General features: G+C 69.2%; 18 protein-coding genes. 2 read left to right on the top strand and 16 right to left on the bottom strand.

The annotated features are described in order from the left end of the window. Nucleotides 1-12 precede the first annotated feature (12 nt). From NLI01S_RS13425 to NLI01S_RS13500, 16 genes are all read right to left on the bottom strand, one after another. Nucleotides 13-1,023, bottom strand: a complete 1,011-nt coding sequence (locus tag NLI01S_RS13425; RefSeq protein WP_067604238.1) for an ABC transporter permease — start codon at nt 1,021-1,023, stop codon at nt 13-15. A 14-nt stretch (nt 1,024-1,037) separates the two neighbouring features. Further along, a complete protein-coding gene (locus tag NLI01S_RS13430) occupies nt 1,038-2,540 on the bottom strand; it encodes a sugar ABC transporter ATP-binding protein (protein WP_067604240.1) in 1,503 nt (500 codons plus the stop codon). A 51-nt stretch (nt 2,541-2,591) separates the two neighbouring features. Then, on the bottom strand, nt 2,592-3,590 hold the full coding sequence (locus NLI01S_RS13435; RefSeq protein WP_067604242.1) for a substrate-binding domain-containing protein: 999 nt from the start codon (nt 3,588-3,590) through the stop codon (nt 2,592-2,594). A 203-nt stretch (nt 3,591-3,793) separates the two neighbouring features. Further along, nucleotides 3,794-4,633 (bottom strand): carbohydrate ABC transporter permease, encoded by an 840-nt coding sequence (locus NLI01S_RS13440; RefSeq protein WP_067604244.1) that lies wholly within the window; start codon nt 4,631-4,633, stop codon nt 3,794-3,796. Beyond that, entirely contained in the window at nt 4,626-5,591 is a 966-nt protein-coding gene (locus NLI01S_RS13445) for a carbohydrate ABC transporter permease (protein WP_067604248.1), read from the bottom strand. The genes NLI01S_RS13440 and NLI01S_RS13445 overlap by 8 nt, the downstream gene beginning before the upstream one ends. A gap of 63 nt (nt 5,592-5,654) precedes the next feature. Next, nucleotides 5,655-6,971 (bottom strand): extracellular solute-binding protein, encoded by a 1,317-nt coding sequence (locus NLI01S_RS13450; RefSeq protein WP_067604250.1) that lies wholly within the window; start codon nt 6,969-6,971, stop codon nt 5,655-5,657. 173 nt (nt 6,972-7,144) lie between these two features. Then, a complete protein-coding gene (locus NLI01S_RS13455; RefSeq protein WP_067604252.1) occupies nt 7,145-8,197 on the bottom strand; it encodes a LacI family DNA-binding transcriptional regulator in 1,053 nt (350 codons plus the stop codon). Beyond that, a complete protein-coding gene (locus NLI01S_RS13460) occupies nt 8,154-9,008 on the bottom strand; it encodes an ATP-binding cassette domain-containing protein (protein WP_067604254.1) in 855 nt (284 codons plus the stop codon). Before NLI01S_RS13460 ends, NLI01S_RS13455 begins: the two co-directional genes overlap by 44 nt. A gap of 2 nt (nt 9,009-9,010) precedes the next feature. Beyond that, nucleotides 9,011-10,075: an ABC transporter permease gene (locus NLI01S_RS13465; RefSeq protein ID WP_067604256.1), complete on the bottom strand. Its 1,065-nt coding sequence runs from the start codon at nt 10,073-10,075 to the stop codon at nt 9,011-9,013. 2 nt (nt 10,076-10,077) lie between these two features. Further along, a complete protein-coding gene (locus NLI01S_RS13470) occupies nt 10,078-11,055 on the bottom strand; it encodes a substrate-binding domain-containing protein (protein WP_067604258.1) in 978 nt (325 codons plus the stop codon). Nucleotides 11,056-11,098: 43 nt separating this feature from the next. Further along, a complete protein-coding gene (locus NLI01S_RS13475; protein ID WP_067604260.1) occupies nt 11,099-12,049 on the bottom strand; it encodes a TIM barrel protein in 951 nt (316 codons plus the stop codon). Nucleotides 12,050-12,070: 21 nt separating this feature from the next. Further along, nucleotides 12,071-13,978 (bottom strand): 3D-(3,5/4)-trihydroxycyclohexane-1,2-dione acylhydrolase (decyclizing), encoded by a 1,908-nt coding sequence (iolD, locus tag NLI01S_RS13480; protein ID WP_067604261.1) that lies wholly within the window; start codon nt 13,976-13,978, stop codon nt 12,071-12,073. Continuing rightward, nucleotides 13,975-14,862 (bottom strand): 5-deoxy-glucuronate isomerase, encoded by an 888-nt coding sequence (gene iolB, locus NLI01S_RS13485; protein WP_067604262.1) that lies wholly within the window; start codon nt 14,860-14,862, stop codon nt 13,975-13,977. Before iolB ends, iolD begins: the two co-directional genes overlap by 4 nt. After that, nucleotides 14,859-15,743, bottom strand: a complete 885-nt coding sequence (locus NLI01S_RS13490; RefSeq protein WP_157091029.1) for a Cgl0159 family (beta/alpha)8-fold protein — start codon at nt 15,741-15,743, stop codon at nt 14,859-14,861. Before NLI01S_RS13490 ends, iolB begins: the two co-directional genes overlap by 4 nt. 25 nt (nt 15,744-15,768) lie before the next feature. Next, nucleotides 15,769-16,710, bottom strand: coding sequence for a 5-dehydro-2-deoxygluconokinase (gene iolC / locus NLI01S_RS13495; protein WP_067604287.1), 942 nt, complete (start codon nt 16,708-16,710; stop codon nt 15,769-15,771). Nucleotides 16,711-16,751: 41 nt separating this feature from the next. Beyond that, complete coding sequence (locus tag NLI01S_RS13500; RefSeq protein WP_067604266.1) at nt 16,752-17,753, bottom strand: Gfo/Idh/MocA family protein; 1,002 nt, start codon at nt 17,751-17,753, stop codon at nt 16,752-16,754. Between the two features lie 136 nt (nt 17,754-17,889). Between NLI01S_RS13500 and NLI01S_RS13505 the strand changes: the two genes are divergently transcribed. Next, nucleotides 17,890-18,630 (top strand): GntR family transcriptional regulator, encoded by a 741-nt coding sequence (locus NLI01S_RS13505; protein ID WP_067604268.1) that lies wholly within the window; start codon nt 17,890-17,892, stop codon nt 18,628-18,630. Between the two features lie 85 nt (nt 18,631-18,715). After that, on the top strand, nt 18,716-19,171 hold the full coding sequence (locus tag NLI01S_RS13510) for a hypothetical protein (protein ID WP_067604271.1): 456 nt from the start codon (nt 18,716-18,718) through the stop codon (nt 19,169-19,171). Nucleotides 19,172-19,235: the final 64 nt, after the last annotated feature.

The raw sequence follows: 19,235 nt of genomic DNA on the forward strand, positions 1-19,235 counted from the left end.
CCCCCGTTCTACTCAGGCGAGTCGGTTGGCGGCGCTGCGCCTGCTGATGAGGACGTTGATCAGGACGGCCCCGACGATGATGAGGCCGCGCACCACGTCCTGGAAGAAGGAGTTGACTCCGAGCAGTACCAGGCCGTTGGCGATGACGGTGATGAAGACGACGCCGAGGAAGGTACCGCCGAGCGAGCCGCGCCCACCGGCGAGCGCGGTGCCCCCGATGACGACGGCGGCGATGACGTCGAACTCCAGGCCCGCCGCCGCGCCTCCGTTGCCCGAACCCAGACGGGCCGCGAGCAGCACACCGGTGATGGCGGCGAGCAGTCCGGTGGTGGCGAACAGCAGGATGCGGACCCGGACCACGTTGAGCCCGGCCAGTTGGGCGGCGGCCGCGTTGCCGCCGGTGGCGTACACGGACCGACCATAGGCGGTGTACTTGGCCACGTAGGCGAAGACCGCGAACAGCACGAGCATGACCAGTGCGGCCGTGGGCACGCCCAGGACGGAACCGCCGAGCACGTCGAACAGGGCGCTCTCGGGCAGCGGCACGGGGAGCGCGTCGGTCATGTACAACGCCAGCCCGCCCAGCACGCTCCACAGTCCCAGCGTGGTGATGAAGGAGGGCACGTTGAACCGGGCTCTGAGCCACCCGGCGAGCGCGCCCCACAGCAGACCCATGGCCAGGGTGAGCAGGATGGCGCCGAGAACCCCCAGGTTCCACTCCGTGGCGCCCTTGGCGACGATGACCGAGGCGAAGGCCACGGCCGGGCCGATGCTGATGTCGATCTCCCCGGCGATGATCACCAGGGTGACGCCCCAGGCAGCGATGCCGATCGTCGCGGCGTTGCGCAGCAGACCGAGTTGGTTGTCCATGCTCAGGAACCCGGAGGCGGAGAGCCCGAGGACGATGTAGAGGATGAGGATGGCGGCCAAGAGGCCGATCTCGTTGAGGCGGTGGCCGTAGCGGCCGATGAAGTCGCCACGGGCGGAAACCGCTTCGCCGGTGACCTTGGTCGTGGTGGTCATTGTTACCTCGCCCTTCACGCCGCCATCGCGGCGGCCATGATGTTGTCCAGGGTGATGTCTTCGCCGGTGAACTCGCCCTCCAGGCGGCCACCGCGCAGGGCCAGCACGCGGTCGCACACGAGCGGGAGTTCCTCCAGTTCGCTGGAGACGAAGAGGACCGCGGCGCCCTGCTCCGCGAGTTCGCGGACGATCGCGTAGATCTGGGCCTTGGCCTCCACGTCCACGCCGCGGGTGGGCTCGTCCAGGAGCAGGATGCGGCTTCCGGCGTGCAGCCAACGGCCGATAACGGCCTTTTGCTGGTTACCGCCGCTGAGGTTGACGATGGGGGTCTGGGGTGTGGCCGCCTTGATGGACAGGCGGTCGATGAGGTCGCGTCCGATGGAGGAGACCCGCGAGGGGAGCACGGTCCCGGCACGGGACGCCCCTCCGTACCAGGTCATGACCATGTTCTCGGAGACTCCGAGCAGGGGGACCACGCCTTCTCCCTTACGGTCCTCAGGGGTGATGCCCACGCCCAGGCGCCGCATCGTGCTCGGGGTGGGGCGGGCCACCGGCCCACCGTCCACCGCCACGGTGCCCCGGGACGGGGTGAACCCGGCCAGCGCGCGCAGGAGTTCGGTGCGCCCGGACCCCATGAGTCCGCCCAGCCCCAGGACCTCGCCGGGGTGGAGGTCGAAGGAGACGCTCTCGACCTTGGGCGGGACCGCCAGGTCGCGGACCGACAGCAAGGGGGTACTTGAGAGGGGGCTCCGACGCCGTGGCACGGTCTCCGCCTCCTCGGCGCGTTCGCCGAGCATGAGGGAGACGATGCGCTCGGTGGTGGCGCCTTGGACCGGCACCGTCTCCACGATGGCGCCGTCGCGCATGACGGTGACGGTGTCGGCGACGCGGCGGATCTCGTCCAGGCGGTGGCTGACGTAGATGACGCCCACTCCACGTGCGGCCACGCGGGTGACGGCCTCCAGGACCGCCTCCGCCTCGGCCGCGGCCAGGGCGCTGGTGGGCTCGTCCAGGATGAGGAGTCGGGGCCTGGACCGGAAGGCGCGTGCGATCTCGACGAGCTGTTGTCGGGCCAGGGGCAGCTCTCCCACGCGGGTGCCGGGAGAGATGCGCACTCCGAGTTCGGTGAAGATCTCCTCGGCCCCGGACGTCATGGCGGCGTAGTCGATGCGTCCACGTTCCTTGGGCCAGGACCCGAGGTAGAGGTTCTCCTCCGCCGAGAGCTCCGGGACCAGGCTGAGCTCCTGGTAGACGGTGCCCACGCCGAGCTCGGCGGAACGGCGGATCCCTCCGTCGCCGAGGAGGAGGTCACCGATCTCGATCTCGCCCTCGTCGGGTGTCTCCACCCCGGCCAGCAGTCGGATCAGGGTGGACTTGCCGGCTCCGTTGCGGCCGAGCAGGGCACGGACTTCTCCGGCGTTGATCTCGAAGTCTGCGTGGTCCAGGGCGGTGACTCCGGGGTAACTCTTGGTGGCGCCGCGCACGCGGGCCACGACCTCGGTGGGGTTGTCGCTCATGGGTGCTCCATGGATGGGACGAAGGATGGACGGGTGGTCGAGGAAGAACCGTCAGGGGATGCCTTCCGGATGGGTCTCCAGCCACTCCTCGCCGTCCTCGGGTGTGGTGTAGAGGTCGATGGGGGCCGGGGTGACGAACTCCTCGGAGTTCTCGCCGGCGATGACGCGCTCGACCGTCTCACCGGCCAGGAGTCCCACCTCGATGCCGGAGATGTCGACGTTGGCCTTGAGGATGGTGTGGTCGGACAGCGCGCGGGCGGCGTCGGTGGACATGTCGCTGCCGAAGACCACGACCTCGCCCTCCGCACCGCGGTTGCTCACGGCGCGGACCGCGCCCATGGTGGCGCCACCGGCTTCGCCGTAGAAGGCGTCCAGGTCGGGGTGCGCGGTGAGGAGGCGCTCGCCCACGTCGACGGCCTCGTCGATGGTGGCGCCCTCCTGGTTGGCCACGATCCGCGCCTCGGGCAGGCGATCGAAGAGCGCCTCCTCGAATCCCTCGCGACGCTGTACGCAGACCTCGACGAACTCGCAGTTGAGGACGGCGATCTGCGGGTCCTGCACCCCTTCGCCCTCGAAGTGTTCCGCGGCGGAGTCGCCGAGCAGACGTCCGAACTCGTGGGGATCGCCGAGGATGTAGGAGGTCACGTACTCCTTGGCGGCCTCGTCCTCGATGCAGGTGTTGTAACAGATCACCGGCACGCCGCTCTCGTGGGCCAGGCGCAGGGCCGGGACCGAGGCGGTGGCCGAGACCGGTGACAGGACCAGCGCGTCGACGTCGGCGGAGGAGGCGACGTCGACGAAGGTGCTCTCCTCCGAGGCGTCGCCGCGGGCGTTGAGCTCCAGGAGTTGGAGTTCGCGTCCGGAGTTCTCGGCGTAGTCCTGCATGCCCTGGCGGACTCCCGCGTAGAAGCCCTGCGCGTCCATGTAGACCACGCCGATCCGGCCGTCCTCTCCGAGCCGGGCGCCGCATCCGGCGAGTGTCAGCACGCACAGGACGGCGGCGAGCGTGGCGAGCGCGCGGCCCGAGGGGCGTGGCGATCGTCTGCCCATGGGGGTCCTCCTTGACGTAGGGCGCACCGCTCACCTGCGCGGACGCCTTTCTCAACTGCGCAAGAGCATCGCAGAGTGACCTACGCAACGTCAAGAATAAATACTAATTAATTATTTTACGGGTGCGTGCGGTGGTGACCAGGCCCCGAACGCACGTCGGGGAGGCTCCCCGAACGGGAGCCTCCCCGGTGCACCTCCTCGCGCTACTTCACCGCCCCCGCCGACAGTCCGGACACGAGGTAGCGCTGGATCAGCATGAACGCGATGACCACCGGCAGGGAGATGGTCAGCGACGCCGCCAGGAGCTGGTTCCACAGCGTGTCGGTCTGGCTGGTGTAGAGCTTGAGCCCGATGGAGAGCGTGCGGGTCTGGGTGTCGGTCAGCACCGACGCGAACAGCACCTCGCCCCAGGCCGTGATGAACGCGAACACGCCGACCGCGATGATGCCGGGCCTGGCCACCGGAAGGATGACACGGACCAGGGCGCCGACCCTGGTGGTGCCGTCGATCATGGCCGCCTCCTCCAACCCCTCGGGGATGGCGCTGAAGTACCCGGCCAGCATCCAGATCGAGAACGGCAGGGCGAAGGTCAGATAGGTGACGATCAGCCCGAGGTAGGAACCGGTGAGCTCGACACCGATGAGGTCTTCCACCCGCACGAAGATCAGGAAGAGCGGTAGCAGGAACAGGATGCCCGGGAACATCTGTGTCGAGAGCACCGTCATGCTGAACAGCCGCTTGCCGCGAAAACGCAGTCGCGACAGTGGATAGGCCGCCAGTACCGCCACCAACAGCGCCAGGACCGTGGCCGTGGTCGTGACGATGAGGCTGTTGCCGAGGTAGCTCGCCAAGGGGATCGTCGTCCACATGTCCACGAACGGTTGGAAGGTGATCCGGTCGGGGAACCACGTGAACGTCCCCCTGACGTTCTCCAACGGCTTCACCGAGGTCACCACCAACACGTACAGCGGCAGCACGGTGAACACGGTGAGAAAGGTCAGGACGACCTTTCGAAACCAACGGAATCCCTTGGTCTCAATCATTGCCACTTCCCTTGGGCAGCACCATTCGGACGTATATCGCCGACGCGACGATCAGCACGACCAGCAGCAGCACACTCATCGCGGCGCCCAACCCGAAGTTCCAATTGACGAAGGAATGCTCATAGATGAGTGGCGATATCAACCGTGCGCTCTCGGGCGAGGTGTCACCGAAGAGCAGATAGGGAATGTTGAACTCATTGAACGTCCACAACCCCATGACGAGCAGGACGACCAGATTCGCCGAGCGGACCATGGGCAGCGTGATGTCGGTGAATCGCTTCCAGGTCGAGGCGCCGTCGATGGCGGCGGCCTCGTAGACGTCCCCGGGAATACTCTGTAGCGCCGCCAGCAACATCAAGAACGCGAACGGCCACAGGCGCCATACCGACACGATCACCAGCACCCAGAACGCGTTCTCGCCGATGAGCCAGAAAGGGCGCTCGTCCAACAGGCCCATGTCCTGCACGAGCACGCGGTTGACCATGCCGTCGCGCTGATTGAACATGAACGCCCAGAGGATGGCGGCGACGTAGACCGGCAGCGCGTAGGGCACCAGGAACAGCGTGCGAAGTACGCCGCGCCCCCGGAACCTCGTGTTCAGCGCGACGGCCGCCGCCATGCCCAGCGCCCACGACAACCCCACCACCAGCACCGTGTAGACGATGGTGCGGAACAGGCTTTCGAACAGGGCGCTGCCCAGGGCGCTGCCGGGATCAAGACCGCGTACGAAGTTGTCGAACCAGACGAACGGAGCCGTCGTCCATCGCCGGATGGTCAGCTGCGTCAGCGAGGTGAACGAGATGTAGATCCCCAGGAGCATGGGGATGATGTGGACCAATAACTCCAGCACCGCCGCCGGCAGGATCATGCCGTACGGCAGGAACCACCCGGGGCGGCGCGACCGTCGCCGATCGGACCCGGGCGCGGCACCGGGCCGCGGTTCTTCGGTGAACGACATCTGGTGCCTTCCATTGATCGGACGTCCCACCGCGTGGACGAGACGGCCGACGGGGTACGCCGATCAGTTCGCGGCGTCCATCTCGGCCTCGGCGTCCTCCATGGCCTGACGGACGTCGGCCTCGGTGATCTCGCTTCCGGTCGCCACGTCGGCGAAGATCCCACCGATCGCCGCGCCGAGCACCGTCTCCATCTGCCCCTCTTCGGGGATCAACGGCATCGGTTCGGAGTGTTCGGCGAGGATCCGTCGGAAGGTGTCCATCGACTCGTCCTGGAGCTCTTCGCTGTCGTAGGACTCGGTGGCCACCGGTAGCGTCTGGAACTCCTGCGAGAGGTAGACCTGCTCCTGCGGGCTGGTCAGGTGCTCGACCAGCCGCAACGCGCCCTCCTGGTCGTCGGTGTCGTTGAAGACACTGATGTTGATGCCGGCCGCGATGCTCTGAACCGGCTCCCCCGGAAGTGGGTCGAGCACGGGTACCTCGGCGATCTCGTAGTCGTCGAAATCGCGGGCGGCCATGGTGGTACGGGCACTGCCCTGCACGATGGTCATGGCCGAGCGCTCGTCGACGAAGTCGGCGATGGCCTGGGTGCCGTCGCTGAACTCGGCGCTGCTGGGGTCGACGACGTCCTCCGTGGCCATCAGGTCCACCCACTGCTTGACCGCGGTGACCTGCGCGTCGGAGGAGAAGGTGGGCCCCTGGTCCGCCCACAGCCGCCCACCCTGCTGTCGACCGAGGATGAAGGCCATGTGGGAGTTCTGCCGCTCGTTGCCGCCCTCCAGCCCGAAGCCGTACTGGTCGATCTCACCGTCGTCATCGGTGTCACGGGTCAACTCGTTCGCGGTGTCGACGAACTCCTCCCACGTCGCGGGCGGCTCTTCGATGCCCGCCTCCTCGAACATGGTGGGGTTGTAGAACAACGCGTAGGACAGGCCGTAGAGCGGCACCGACGTCGGGGGCGCGCCTTCGGCGCCACCCGTGGCGAAGCTGGTGGCGACGAAGCGTTCCTCGCCGCCCACCGCCTCCAGTTCCGCGCCTTCGAAGGGCACGAAGGCGCCCGTTTCCTGAAGGCTGGCCGCCCAGGTGTTGCCGATGTTGAGCACATCGGGCGAGTTGCCGCTGCTGACCGCGGTGAGGACGCGGTTGTACAACTCGCTCCAGGGGACGACCTCGAGTTCGACCTCGATTCCGGTCTCCTCCGTGAAGCGGTCGAGCGCGGGCTGGAGGACCTCCTGGTCCTCCTCTACGCTCGCGCCCTGGTTACTGGCCCAATAGGTCAGCGTCTGGCCCTCGGAACCTTCGTCGGGACCGCAGGCGGTCAGTGCGGCGACGAGTCCGAGCGCGGTCGAAGCGGACAACACCGCTCTGGCGGAAATCTTCACGACCGTCTCCGTTTCCCATTGGTCGTGCGCCCGCCCATCACCGACGGTTCGGAGCGCAATGGAATCGACCGGTCACGTGTTCTCCGATCGGCCTCCGACCAATCAGGTAAACCGGTTTACTTCGCGAGTGTAAGTGAGATCTCGCGCACATAGGAGAGGTGGTTGTGAAACCGTTACACGGGTGGACCCGGTCGCCCTGAGGACTCCCTTAGACAAAGCCCACCGGTCAGCACGGTCGACGGCGGCGGTTCCTGTCCCTTGAGCATGTCCAGCAGAATGCGGGCCCCGGTGCTGCCCAGTGCTCGGTGCCTGCTGCGGACGGTCGTCAGCGGCGGCGAGACGAACGAGGCCAGGGGGATGTCGTCGAACCCGGCCACCGCCATGTCGTCGGGGACCGCCAGCCCTGCCTTCCCCAATACCGAGTAGCCCCCGACGGCCATGATGTCGCTGCCGTAGAAGATGGCCGTGGGGCGTTCGTCGACGTGCAGGTCGACGAGGCGCTGTGTTGCCCGGGCTCCACCCTCGATCGTGTACCCCCCCTGTTCCTCCACCGGGCCCGGTTCCAGCCCGAACTCGCGGACCGCCTGTTCCCAGTGGCGCCTGCGCTGGAACGCGTGCAGCATGTCGGGGGCGCCCTGGACATGGGCGATACGACGATGGCCCGCCTCGACGAAGCGCCGCACGAGACCGCGGATCGCCTCCTCGGAGTCGATGGTGACGGAGGGAAGGTCAGTAGAGCCCTCGGGCACACCGACCACGACGGCGGGCGCGCCCACACGGCGCAACAACTCGGGACGGCCATCGTCCACCCGCAGGTCGGTGACGAGGAAACCGTCGACGAAGCGGTCATTGAACAACCGCTCGTAGGTCGCGGTCTCGGTTCGTGTGTCGGGCACGAAGCGGATGACGGTGGCGTGCTCCTCACCGGAGAGCACCGACTCGATCCCCGACAGGACCGAGGGGAAGAACGCGTCGAAGTCGAGTATCTCGGGGGCACGACGCACCACCAGGCCGATGGTGCCCAGCGGCTTGCCGTTGAGCGCGCGTGCGGCGTAACTCGGGCTCCAGCCCAGGTCCACCGCCGCCTGACGAATGCGCTCACGGGTGTCGGAACTGGCCCCGGTGCCGCTGTTCAAAGCCCGCGACACCGCGCCCTTGGACACGCCCGCTCGTCTGGCGACGTCACTGATCGTGGGACGCTTTCGTCCCGGATTCCCGCTCGTCATAGGGGGATGATAGGGGCTGGGGGAGGGTTCCGCCCTGGAGCTCATGTTGCAGGGCGTCGAGTTCGGCGCCCCCGGCCATGTGGTGGGCGAGCGCCTCCGGGGACAGGTTCTCGCGGGGCTCGTCCAGTTCCACCGCGCCCAACTCGAGCACGGTGAAGTGGTCGCCGACCAGGTGGGCGTGGTGGGGGTTGTGGGTGATGAAAACGACGCCCAGTCCGGCCTCGCGTGCGGCGTTGACGTACTTGAGCACCACCCCGGACTGTTTGACCCCGAGCGCGGCGGTGGGCTCGTCCAGGATGAGCACCCGGGCCCCGAAGTGGATGGCGCGGGCGATCGCCACCACCTGGCGCTGTCCACCGGACAGGCGACCCACGGGCGCGTCGATGTCGGGCAGGTCGATGCCGATCTTGCGCAGTTCGGTGTCGGCGATGGAGCGCATGCGCGCCACGTCCAGCCTCGACAGCGGGCCCCGCCCTCGACGGAGTTCGGAACCGAGGAAGAAGTTGCGCCACACCGGCATCAGCGGCACCAACGCCAGATCCTGGTAGACGGTGGCGATGCCCCGGTCCAGGGCCTGGCGCGGCGAGGTGAACGCCACCGGTTCGCCGTCCACCAGGTACTCCCCCGTCGTGGGCCCGTACAGACCGGACAGGATCTTGATGAGCGTGGACTTGCCGGCGCCGTTGTCGCCGAGCACGCAGGTGACCCGTCGGGCGTGAACACGCAGGTCCACACCGGTCAGGGCGCGGATGTTACCGAAGTGGCGATGCACGCCGCGCAGCTCCAGCAGGGGTGTGTCGTCGTCGCCCATGCTCACCTCCGATCGGCCTGGGTGCGCACCCAGCCGTTGATCACGACGGCGGCGAGCAACATCGCGCCGACGAAGAACATGACCAGGTTGTTGTCCCAACCCGCGTAGACGATGCCCTGTCGGGTCATCCCGTAGATGAACGCGCCGATGGCGGCGCCGATCACCGTCCCGTAGCCACCGGTGAGCAGGCATCCGCCCACGACGGCGGCCATGATGTACAGCAGCTCGTTGCCCACACCCTCGCCGGACTGGACGGTGTTGAACGCGAAGAGCAGGTGCATGCCGCAGAACCAGGCGAAGAAGCCCACCGTCATGAACAGGCCGATCTTGACCCCGGCGACGGGGACGCCGACGGCGCGTGCGCTCTCGGCGTCGCCGCCCACCGCGTAGATCCAGTTGCCCACGCGGGTGCGCACCAGCACCCAGGTGGCCAGGGCCACGAACAGCAGCCACCACAGGACGGTGATGCGCACCGACACCCCGCCCACGGAGATGGTGGAGGCGAACACCGCCCGAGCCGACTCGAAGCCGTCCATGTCGGAGATGTCGCGGGTGGACACTCCCCCGGTGACCAGGCGGGTGACCGCGATGTTGACGCCCTGCAACATGAGGAACATCGACAGGGTCACCAGGAAGCTGGGCAGTTTGGTGCGGGTGAGGATCCATCCGTTGAGGAACCCCGCCGCCAGGGACACCGCGAGCGCGAACAGGGCGCCGACCCACACGTTCAGCGAGAACCACCAGGCGAACATGGACGCGCTCAGCGCGGAGGTGATGACGGCGACCCCCGCGGACAGGTCGAACTCGCCGCCGATCATCAACAAGGCCACGCCCACCGCCATGATGCCGATGGTGGAGCCCGCGTAGAGCACGGTGGCCATGGCCGAACCGGTGCGGAAGGGTTCCGCGACGGTGAAGAACACCACGAACACGACGACGGCGCCCAGCAGCGACCCGACCTCGGGGCGGGTCAGGAAGCGGCGCAACGGACCCCGTCGTCCCACGCGCAACGTCTTCTCCCCGCCCTCGGCGGCGGGCGGCACCTTCGGTACCACTGTGCTGCCCATGGTCAGCGTGTCCCCCTCTCCGCGTACTCGGCGACCTCGTCGATGTTGGTCTCGTCGATGAACGCCGGTCCGGTCAGGACGGGTTCTCCGCCGCCCAGGGTGTTGCCGTTGGTGCGGTACAGCCACAGCGACTCCACCGCCAGGTATCCCTGTAGGTAGGGCTGTTGGTCCACGGCCCACAGCACGTCACCGTCCTGCAGGGCGGCGACGAGTTCGGCGTTGGTATCGAAGGTGGCGATCGCCGCCTCGCTGCCGGCGTCGTCGACGGCGTCCAGCGCGGTGATGGCGATCGGGGCGCCCAGGGCGGCGACCAGGTCGATGTCGGTGGACTCCTCCAGGCGGGCGGAGATGGCCGAACGCGCCTCGGGCATGTTGGCGCTGTCGACGTAGAGGGTCTCGGAGTCGCCGTCGAACTCCTCGGTCAGACCCTCACAGCGCGACTCCAGGCCCACGTTGCCCTGTTCGTGGATGACGCAGACGACGTTCTCCAGGCCCTCCTCGTCGAGGCGTTCGCCGAACGCCTCGCCGGCCAGGTGCTCGTCGGTGCCGAAGTACTGCTGTACGCCCAGGTCCTGCCATTGTTCGATGCCGGAGTTGAGTGCCACGACCGGGATGTCGGCGGCCTCCGCGGCTGCCAGCGCCCCCTCCATGGCCTCGGGGCTGGGCAGGGTGACGGCGATGCCGTCGACGCCGCGGTCGACGGCGTTCTGCACCAGGCTCGCCTGTTCACCGGCCTCGGGGTCGGAGGCGTACTCCAGTTCGACGCCGCTCTTGTCGGCGGAGGCCTCGGCGCCGTTGCGCACGATGTCCCAGAAGGTGTCGCCCTGCACCTGGTGGGTGATCATGGCGATGGTCAGGTCGACGTTCTCGGTGTCCTGCGCGGACTGTTCCCTACCGCCCTCGGAACTACAGGCGGTGGCGAACAGGAGCGCGCCCGCGGCTCCCAGGGCCAGGGCCCGGGTGGTGGGTGTACGTCGCATCGTTGGCCTCCGGGGGATCATGTCGAATGGATGTGGGGGTGGTTCAGGGCAGCCGTTGGTGGCGTGCGCCCAGGCCGCACCCGTTGAGGTAGCGGCGAGTGCGTTCGGCGATCGGCCTGGGCACGTCGAAATCGCAGGGGTACAGATCCTGCTCGACGATGACGAACACCCGAGCGTCCACCTCGACGAGGGCGTCGACCACCGAGGCGGGCGAGGGCACCCCGGCCGGGGGTTCCACGCACACCCCCCGCCGGACCGCCTCGCCGAAACTCAGTCCCTCGGTATCCACCTGCCGCAGGACCTCGGGGTCCATCTGCTTGATGTGGACGTAGCCCACCCGCTCCCGGTAACGCCGGATGAGGTCGACGGCGTCACCGCCCCCGTAGGCGACGTGGCCGGTGTCCAGACACAGCGAGACCAGGTCGGGATCGGTGGCGTCCAGGAACCGTTCGATCTCGCCCTGGGTGCGCACGTGGGTGTCGGCGTGCGAGTGCAGGCACAAACGCACGTCGTACTCGTCGATGAGGATCCGGCCGAGCTCGTCGGCGGTGCGGGTCAGGTGCCGCCACTGGTCGGCGTCCAGGGTGGGCGACTCGGTGTACTCGCCGGTGCGCTGGTCGCGGTACATGGGCGGGATGAACACCAGGTGGTTTGCGCCCACGGCCGCGGTGAGCGCGGCGACCGTGCGCGCGGTGGCGAAGGTCTCCTCGCGGTTGTGGGCGTTGTGCAGGTCTCCGAAGACGGTGCCGCCGCTGACACGCAGGCCCCGGTGGCCGACCTCGTCGGCGAGCCGGGCCGGGTCGGTGGGCAGGTAGCCGTAGGGGCCCAGTTCGAGCCACCCGTAGCCGGAGTCGGCGAGTTCGTCGAGGAACCGGGACCAGGGGATCTGGAGGGTGTCGTCGGGGAACCACACGCCCCAGGAGTCGGGGGCCGAGCCAAGGACGAGGTGGTCGTGGACGGTGCGGGGTCCGGTGGGTGCCGCTGTGTCGGTCATGGCTTGCTCCTCGCGGGGGGCTCACAGGTGGTGGCGGCGGGTGCGCCGGTGCCGCTGGTATTCGTCGTGGGCGTTCCTGGTGGTGTCGAGGGTGGACACCTCGGCCACGGGCACGTCCCACCAGGCGGTGGTGGGCGGCCCGGGCGCGTGGGGGTCGGTGCGTACGTGGACGACGGTGGTGGTGCGGGCGGCGCGGGCCTCGCGCAGGGAGCCGGCCAGGTCGCCCTGGTCATCGACCCGGATGACGTGCGCGCCGAGGCTGGCCGCGTTCGCGGCCAGGTCCACGGGCAGCGGAGCTCCGTCCAGTAGTCCGGTGGTGGGGTCGCGGTAGCGGTAGCCGGTGCCGAAGCGTTGGGATCCCACGCTCTCGGACAGGGCCCCGATGGAGGCGAAGCCCTGGTTGTCGACCACGACGATGACGATCGCGACGCGTTCGGCGACCAGGGTGGCGATCTCCTGGGCGAGCATGAGGTAGGAGCCGTCGCCCACCAGTACGAACACGGCCCGCTCGGGGGCGGCCAGTTTCACGCCCAGGCCCGCGGCGATCTCGTAGCCCATGCAGGAGTAGGCGTACTCGACGTGGTAGCCCTTGGGGTCTCGGGCCCGCCAGAGCCTTTGCAGGTCGCCGGGCATGCTCCCGGCGGCGTTGACGACCACGTCATGGTCGTCGAGGACGTCGTTGAGGGTGCCGATGACGGCGCTCTGCGCGGGCAGGCCGCCATGGGGTCCGGCGCGACGGAAGCGATCGCTCTCGGTGACCCAGTCGTCGGCCAGCGCTCGGGAACGGTGTTCGTGGTCGGAATCCACCCGCCAACCGGCCAGCGCCTCACGCAACGCGGTGAGGGTGGTGCGGGCGTCGGCGACGACCTCGGTCGCGGCGAGTTTGGCGGTGTCGAAGCGGGCGACGTTGACGTTGACCAGGCGCACGTGCGGGTTCTGGAAGAGCGTGCGGCTGGCGGTGGTGAAGTCGCCATAGCGGGTGCCGACGCCGATCACCAGGTCGGCCTCACGGGCGAGTTCGTTGGCCGAACGCGCGCCGGTGGAACCGAGCCCGCCCACGGCTCGCGGATGGTCCCAGGGCAGGGCGCCCTTGCCGGCGTGGGTGTCGGCGACGGGGATACCGGTGGCCTCGACGAAGGCGCGCAGTTCGGCGGTGGCGCGCGAGTACACCACCCCTCCCCCGGCCACCAGCAGGGGACGGCGGGAGGCGCGGATCGCCGCCACGGCACGGGCCAGGGCGGCGGGTTCGGGCACTGGGCGGCCCACGCGCCAAAGACGTTCGCGGAAGAACTCCAGGGGCCAGTCGTGCGCCTGTGCCTGGACGTCCTGGGGCAGGCACAGGGTGACGGCTCCGGTCTCCACAGGGTCGGTGAGCACCCGCATCGCGGCCGGTGCGGCGGCGAGGAGCTGTTCGGGTCGGGTGAGGCGGTCCCAGTAGCGGGAGACGGGGCGCAGGGTGTCGTTGACGGAGACGTCGCCGGCTCGCGGATCCTCCAGCTGTTGCAGGGCCGGATCGACGGCGCGGCTCGCGAACATGTCCGAGGGCAGCAGCAGGACGGGGACTCGGTTGGTGGTGGCCAGGGCGGCGCCGGTGACCATGTTGGTGGAACCGGGGCCGGTGGAGGCGGTACAGGCGTAGGTGGAGAGCCGGTCGGTGGCCTTGGCGTACGCGGCGGCGGTGTGCACCATGGCCTGTTCGTTGCGGGCCAGACGGTAGGGCAGGTCCACCTCCGCGGTGACCGCGGCCTGGAGCAGGGCCTGGCCGATTCCAGCGACGTTGCCGTGGCCGAAGATACCCCACACGCCGGCGATGAGACGGTGGCGTTCACCGTCGCGTTCGGTGTACTGGGCGGCCAGGAAGCGCACCAGGGCCTGGGCCGTGGTGAGCCGGACGGTATCGGTGGGATCGGTCGATCCGGGCTGGTTCACGTCCGGCCTCCTCCGCCTCGGTGCGAACTCAACGGCAGCCGGGGATCCATCGGCTGTTCGGCCCAGGTGTCCCGGACCCAGGCGTGGGAGGGGTGGTCGCTGATCCGCCAGGCGCGTTCGGTTCCGGGGCCGGCCATGACGTTGAGGTAGTACATGTCGTAGCCGGGCGCGGCCATGGACGGCCCGTGCCAGCCGTGCGGGACCAGGACCACGTCCTCGCTGCGCACCTCGGCCATGACCTCGATGGGTCGTCTCTCCGTGCCGTGCACCCGGTGGTAGCCCACCCCGTGTCCGTGCGGTCCATCGGAGATCTCGAAGTAGTAGATCTCCTCCAGCTCGGACTCGGTGGCGGTGACCTCGTCGTGTTTGTGCGGCGGATAGGACGACCAGTTCGCCGAGGGGGTCAGGACCTCGCACACCAGGAGACGGTCGGCGGCGAAGGTCCCCGGCAGGCACAGGTTGTTGACCTGGCGGCTGCTCTGTCCGGCCCCGCGCAGTTCGACGGGAACGTCCTCGGCGGATCCGTAGCGGGCGGGCAGGGCACGGTCGCAGCGCGAGGCGGGCAGGGCGAACCGGCCCCCGTCCCGGCTGGTGATGGTGGCGCGGGCGTCTCGTGGCAGGTACACGAAGTCGCTCACCCGTGAGAACACGTCGTCGCGGCCCTCCACCTCGAAGACCACCGAATCCAAGGCGACGGTACAGCCGCCCTCCAGCGGTAGGACGAGGGTCTCGGAGTCCCCGGTGGTGATCCGAGCCGAATGCCCGGGCTCCAGTGCCAACACCCGCAGGCCCGAATGGACCCACCCAGCGGTGTCGGGGGTGACCACGGTACGGAACGGTGGTCGGGCGGTGCTCAGCGCGGGCAGATGGTGTTCGGTGTTCACAACAACCCCACAGCGGTGTCGACGGCGGCCTCGACGTCGTCGTCGGCCGGATACAGCAGAGAGCGGCCCACGGCCAGCCCGATGACGGTCGGTGGCTCCAGTGCCTTGGCCCAGCGGGCGTAGGCGGCCTCCGGGTCGGCGGCGACCTCACCGCCGAGGATGACCGTGGGCAGTGTCGTGGCGGCGGCGACACGCTCCATGTCCTCGACCGCGGGGAGTTTGAGCCAGGTGCGCGCCGAGGAGGAGCCGAGACCGGCGGCGATCGTGGCGGCACGGGTGACGGATTCGATGGACAGGTCGTTGCGCAGCCCTTGGCGGGGACCGTCCGGCCGGCGGGACACGAAGGGTTCGACCATCGCGACCAATCCGGTCTCGGCCAGGTCGGCCACGGCCCGGGCGCAGTGTTCCAGGGTGCGGGCGGTGCGGTCGTCGGCGTAGTCCAGGCGCAGCAGCATCTTGCCTCCCTCGAAGCCGGAGCGTGCCAGACCGTGCGCGGTGTAGCCGGTGAACCGGTCGTCGACCTCCCAGTCGGCGCCGGCCAGGCCTCCCCGGTTCATCGAACCGAACACCGCCTTGCCGTCCAGGGCGCCCAACAGGAGCAGGTCCTCCAGGACGTCCGCGGTGCCCAGGACCCCGGTCACCCCGGGGCGGGCCAGGGCGACGCACAGGCGGGTGAGCAGATCGGCACGGTCGGCCATGGCCAGGGGATGCGCCCCGGCGCGCAGCGAACCGCGGGCGGGATGGTCGGCGGCGATGATGAGCGCCCGCCCCGAGGGGCCCACGGGGGCGGTGGGGCGTCTTCGTCGGGCGGCGGCGTCGGTGATGGCCGCGGGGTGGAGCAGGCGGGCGCGGGTGAGTTCCCGGAGCCGTTCGCGGGTGATGGCGGGGACGGTTCGGTGGGCCGTGTCATCGGGCATGGGGCACCTCCGCTCCACCCGTCTCCAGGGCGGCCCGCACCTCGGCGGTGGTGGGCATGGCGTCCGAGCACGCCAGCCGGGAGGCGACGATGGCGCCGGCGACGTTGGCGAAGCGCAGGATCCGTTCGGTGGGCCATCCAGAGAGCAGGCCATGGCAGAGGGCGCCTCCGAAGGCGTCCCCGGCGCCGAGCCCGTTGACCACCTCCACCGGAACCGGGGGCGCGCGGTGCAGGCCGGTGTCGTCGACGGCCGACACTCCGTCCGGCCCCTGTTTGACCACGGCCAGGGTCAGGCCCAGTGCGCGGCCACGGCGGGCGGCCTCGACGGGGTCGCGGGTGCCCACGGCCGCCTCCCACTCGTCGAGGTTTCCACAGGCCACGGTGGCCAGGGGTAACGCCTCGGCGACGTGCCGGCGGGCCTGTTCCCGGGAGTCCCAGAACATGGGGCGGTGGTCCAGGTCCAGGACGGTGGGGTGGCGGCGCCCGCGCGTGCGCAGTGCGGTCAGGGTGGCGGTGCGGCCGGGTTCGCGGCACAGACCAGTGCCGGTGGCCCAGAACAGGTCGGCTCGGGCGATGGCCCCGATGTCGAGTTCGTCGGCCTCGATGAGCAGGTCCGGCGCGGGGTCTCGACCGTAGAAGTACAGCGGGAAGTCGTCCGGTGGGAAGAGTTCGCACAGGGTGACGGGGGTGGCGGTGCCCGGAACGGTGTCGACGAAGCGGTCGTCCACCCCGTAGCCGCGCAGGGCCCGGCACGCGAACCTGCCCAGGGGGTCGTCGCCGACGCGGGTGATGACGGCGGCGGCGCGCCCGTGGCGGGCGGCGGCCACCGCGACGTTGGTGGGGCTGCCACCGAGGAACTTGCCGAACGACTCCACCTCGTCCAGGCCGACCCCCACCTGGTGCGGGTAGATGTCGACCCCGATCCGGCCCATGGTGATCACCTCGGGCGGGGCACTCAGGGGGTTCGGTTCGCTCACGGCCGCACCTCCGTGGTCCGAACCGGACGGTGTTCCCTGCGCGACAGGTCGGCGGCCTCGGCGATCAGCACCGCCTCCAACGCGTCGGCGACCGTGCAGGGGCTGGGTGCGCCGTCGACGACCATGGCGACGAACGCGCCGATCTCGGCCTCGTAGGCGGCGGTGAAACGAGGCCAGAACACCTCCCAAGGCTCACCCGGGGGGAAGTCGATCCCGGGTTCGGCCGAGCGCAGCGGCACCTGGTCGTCCAGTCCGACGACCAGGGTGGAACGGGAACCGGCGAGTTCCATGCGGACGTCGTACCCGGCCCCGTTGTACCGCGACCCTTGGAGCGTGGCCAGGGTGCCGTCGTCCAGACGCAGCACCGCGGCGGAGGTGTCGACGTCGCCGTGGTCGGTGAAATAGGAATCGCCCCGGTTGGCGCCGTAGGCGAAGACCTCCTCGACCTCGCGTCCGGTCACCCAGCGCAGGATGTCGAAGTCGTGCACGTGGCAATCCCGGAAGAGCCCACCGGAGGCCGCGACGTAGCCGGCGGGCGGCGGCGCCATGTCACAGGTCAGGGCGTGGACGCGGTGCAGGTCGCCGAGTTCGCCCGCGCGGACGGCACCGTGGGCGCGCAGATATCCGGGGTCGAAGCGGCGCATGAACCCGATGTGCACGGCGGCCTCGGCGCGCCGTACCTCCTCCAGCAACCGGACGGTCTCGGTGACCGTGGAGGCGACCGGTTTCTCACAGAAGACGGGGACCTTCGCGGCGATCCCGGCACGGATCAGCTCGGGGTGGGCGGGGGTGGCGGCGGCGATGACCAACGCGTCGACGGCACCGGGGCGAAGGAGCGCGGCGACCTCGACCGGTCGGGCACCGACCCGGTCGGCCACGGCGTGGGCGCTTTCGGTATCGACGTCGGCGAGCAGGAGTTCGGCCACCTCGGAGCGGGCTCGAAGGGCGGCGGCGTGCGATCGTCCGATGCGTCCGGTTCCGACCAGGCCTATGCGCATGTGGCTCCCTGGGTGTAGCGCGTATCACATCCGGGGCCTCATGCTCACCCGCCGCTCTTCCCGCTGTCAATACTTTGTCCGGACATACTGATGTAGTAACCTCGTGTTCCGTTCTCCCGTCCACGAGGTAGCACCGGTGACCCACAGTCCTTTGTCCATCGACCTGGACCGCAGCAGCCCAGTGCCGCTCTACTTCCAGGTCGCCCAGGAACTGGAACGGCGGATCATGGCGGGCGAGATGCCTGCGGGCACCCGTTTGGAGAACGAGCTCCTGCTGGCCGAACGGCTGGGCCTGTCCCGACCGACCCTGCGTCAGGCCATCGAGTACCTGGTGGACCGCGGCATGCTGGTGCGCAAACGCGGCGTGGGAACGCAGGTGATCCGCCCGCGTGTGCGTCGTCCGGTGGAGCTGTCCAGCCTCTACGACGACCTGGCCCGTGTGGGTGAGGAACCCGGGACCCGGGTGCTACGCCTGGCCGTGGAGGTGCCACCCGACCCGGTCGCGGCACAGATGGAACTACCGCCCGGGACCGAGGCGTACGTGCTCGAACGGCTACGCCTGGCCAGGGGCGAACCCCTGGCCCTGATGCGCAACCATCTGCCCCTGAGCCTGGTGGAACTACGTGAAGACGAACTCTGCGAACAGGGGCTCTACCGACTGCTGCGCGCCGCCGGCGTCACCTTGAAGATGGCTTCACAGAGCATCGGCGCCCGCAACGCCACCCCCACTGAGGCCGAGGCCCTGGACGAGCCACCGGGCGCGCCGTTGCTCACCATGGAGCGGGTGGTCTACGACGACACCGGGCGGGTGGTGGAGGTGGGATCCCACGTCTACCGCGCCTCGCGCTACTCCTTCGAGCTCACCCTCACCGGCTGAGACGTCCCGGACCGGGCATGATCCGTAGCGGTTCCTCGTGCCCGGATAGACTCCTGCGATCCCCCACAGTGCAAGGAAGTACCCCATGGCTCTCGCTTCCCGTAACACCGCGGGCACCAGATCGCTCCCGGATGTCCTCCGTGATCCCCGTCAGTGGTGGTGGGGGATCCAGGGCGGGGACCCTCGGGTCGCCGCGCAGGACCTGGACGACCTCCGGCAGGGCCTTCCGCTGCACTCGGTCGCCCATCTCCGCCACGGGCGCGCTTTCTACCAAGGCCTGCTCGTCATGCACTTCGCCGCCCCCGAATCGGAACGGCTGAAGTGGCGCCTTTGGAGACCCTTCCGGACCTACGCGCAACCCTTGCTGGTGCCCACACCCACCGAGGTACTCGGCGTACGGGAACCGTCGTCCTGGCGGGAACTCCGACTCGGTGACATGCGCATCGTCGACTTCCGTGCCGGCGGCCGCCCCTGGGAGATGGCGGTGGTCCCCATCGACATCGCGGTCGTCACCACCGCCCTCGACGAAGCCGGGGGTTGAGGCCAGGGGGAGAAACCGCTTGGCTCGATGGGTGTACGGGAGCACCGGGCGTGTGGGGGTCTGG

Origin of the sequence: Nocardiopsis listeri NBRC 13360, from assembly GCF_001570765.1 — a bacterium.
GTDB lineage: Bacteria > Actinomycetota > Actinomycetes > Streptosporangiales > Streptosporangiaceae > Nocardiopsis > Nocardiopsis listeri.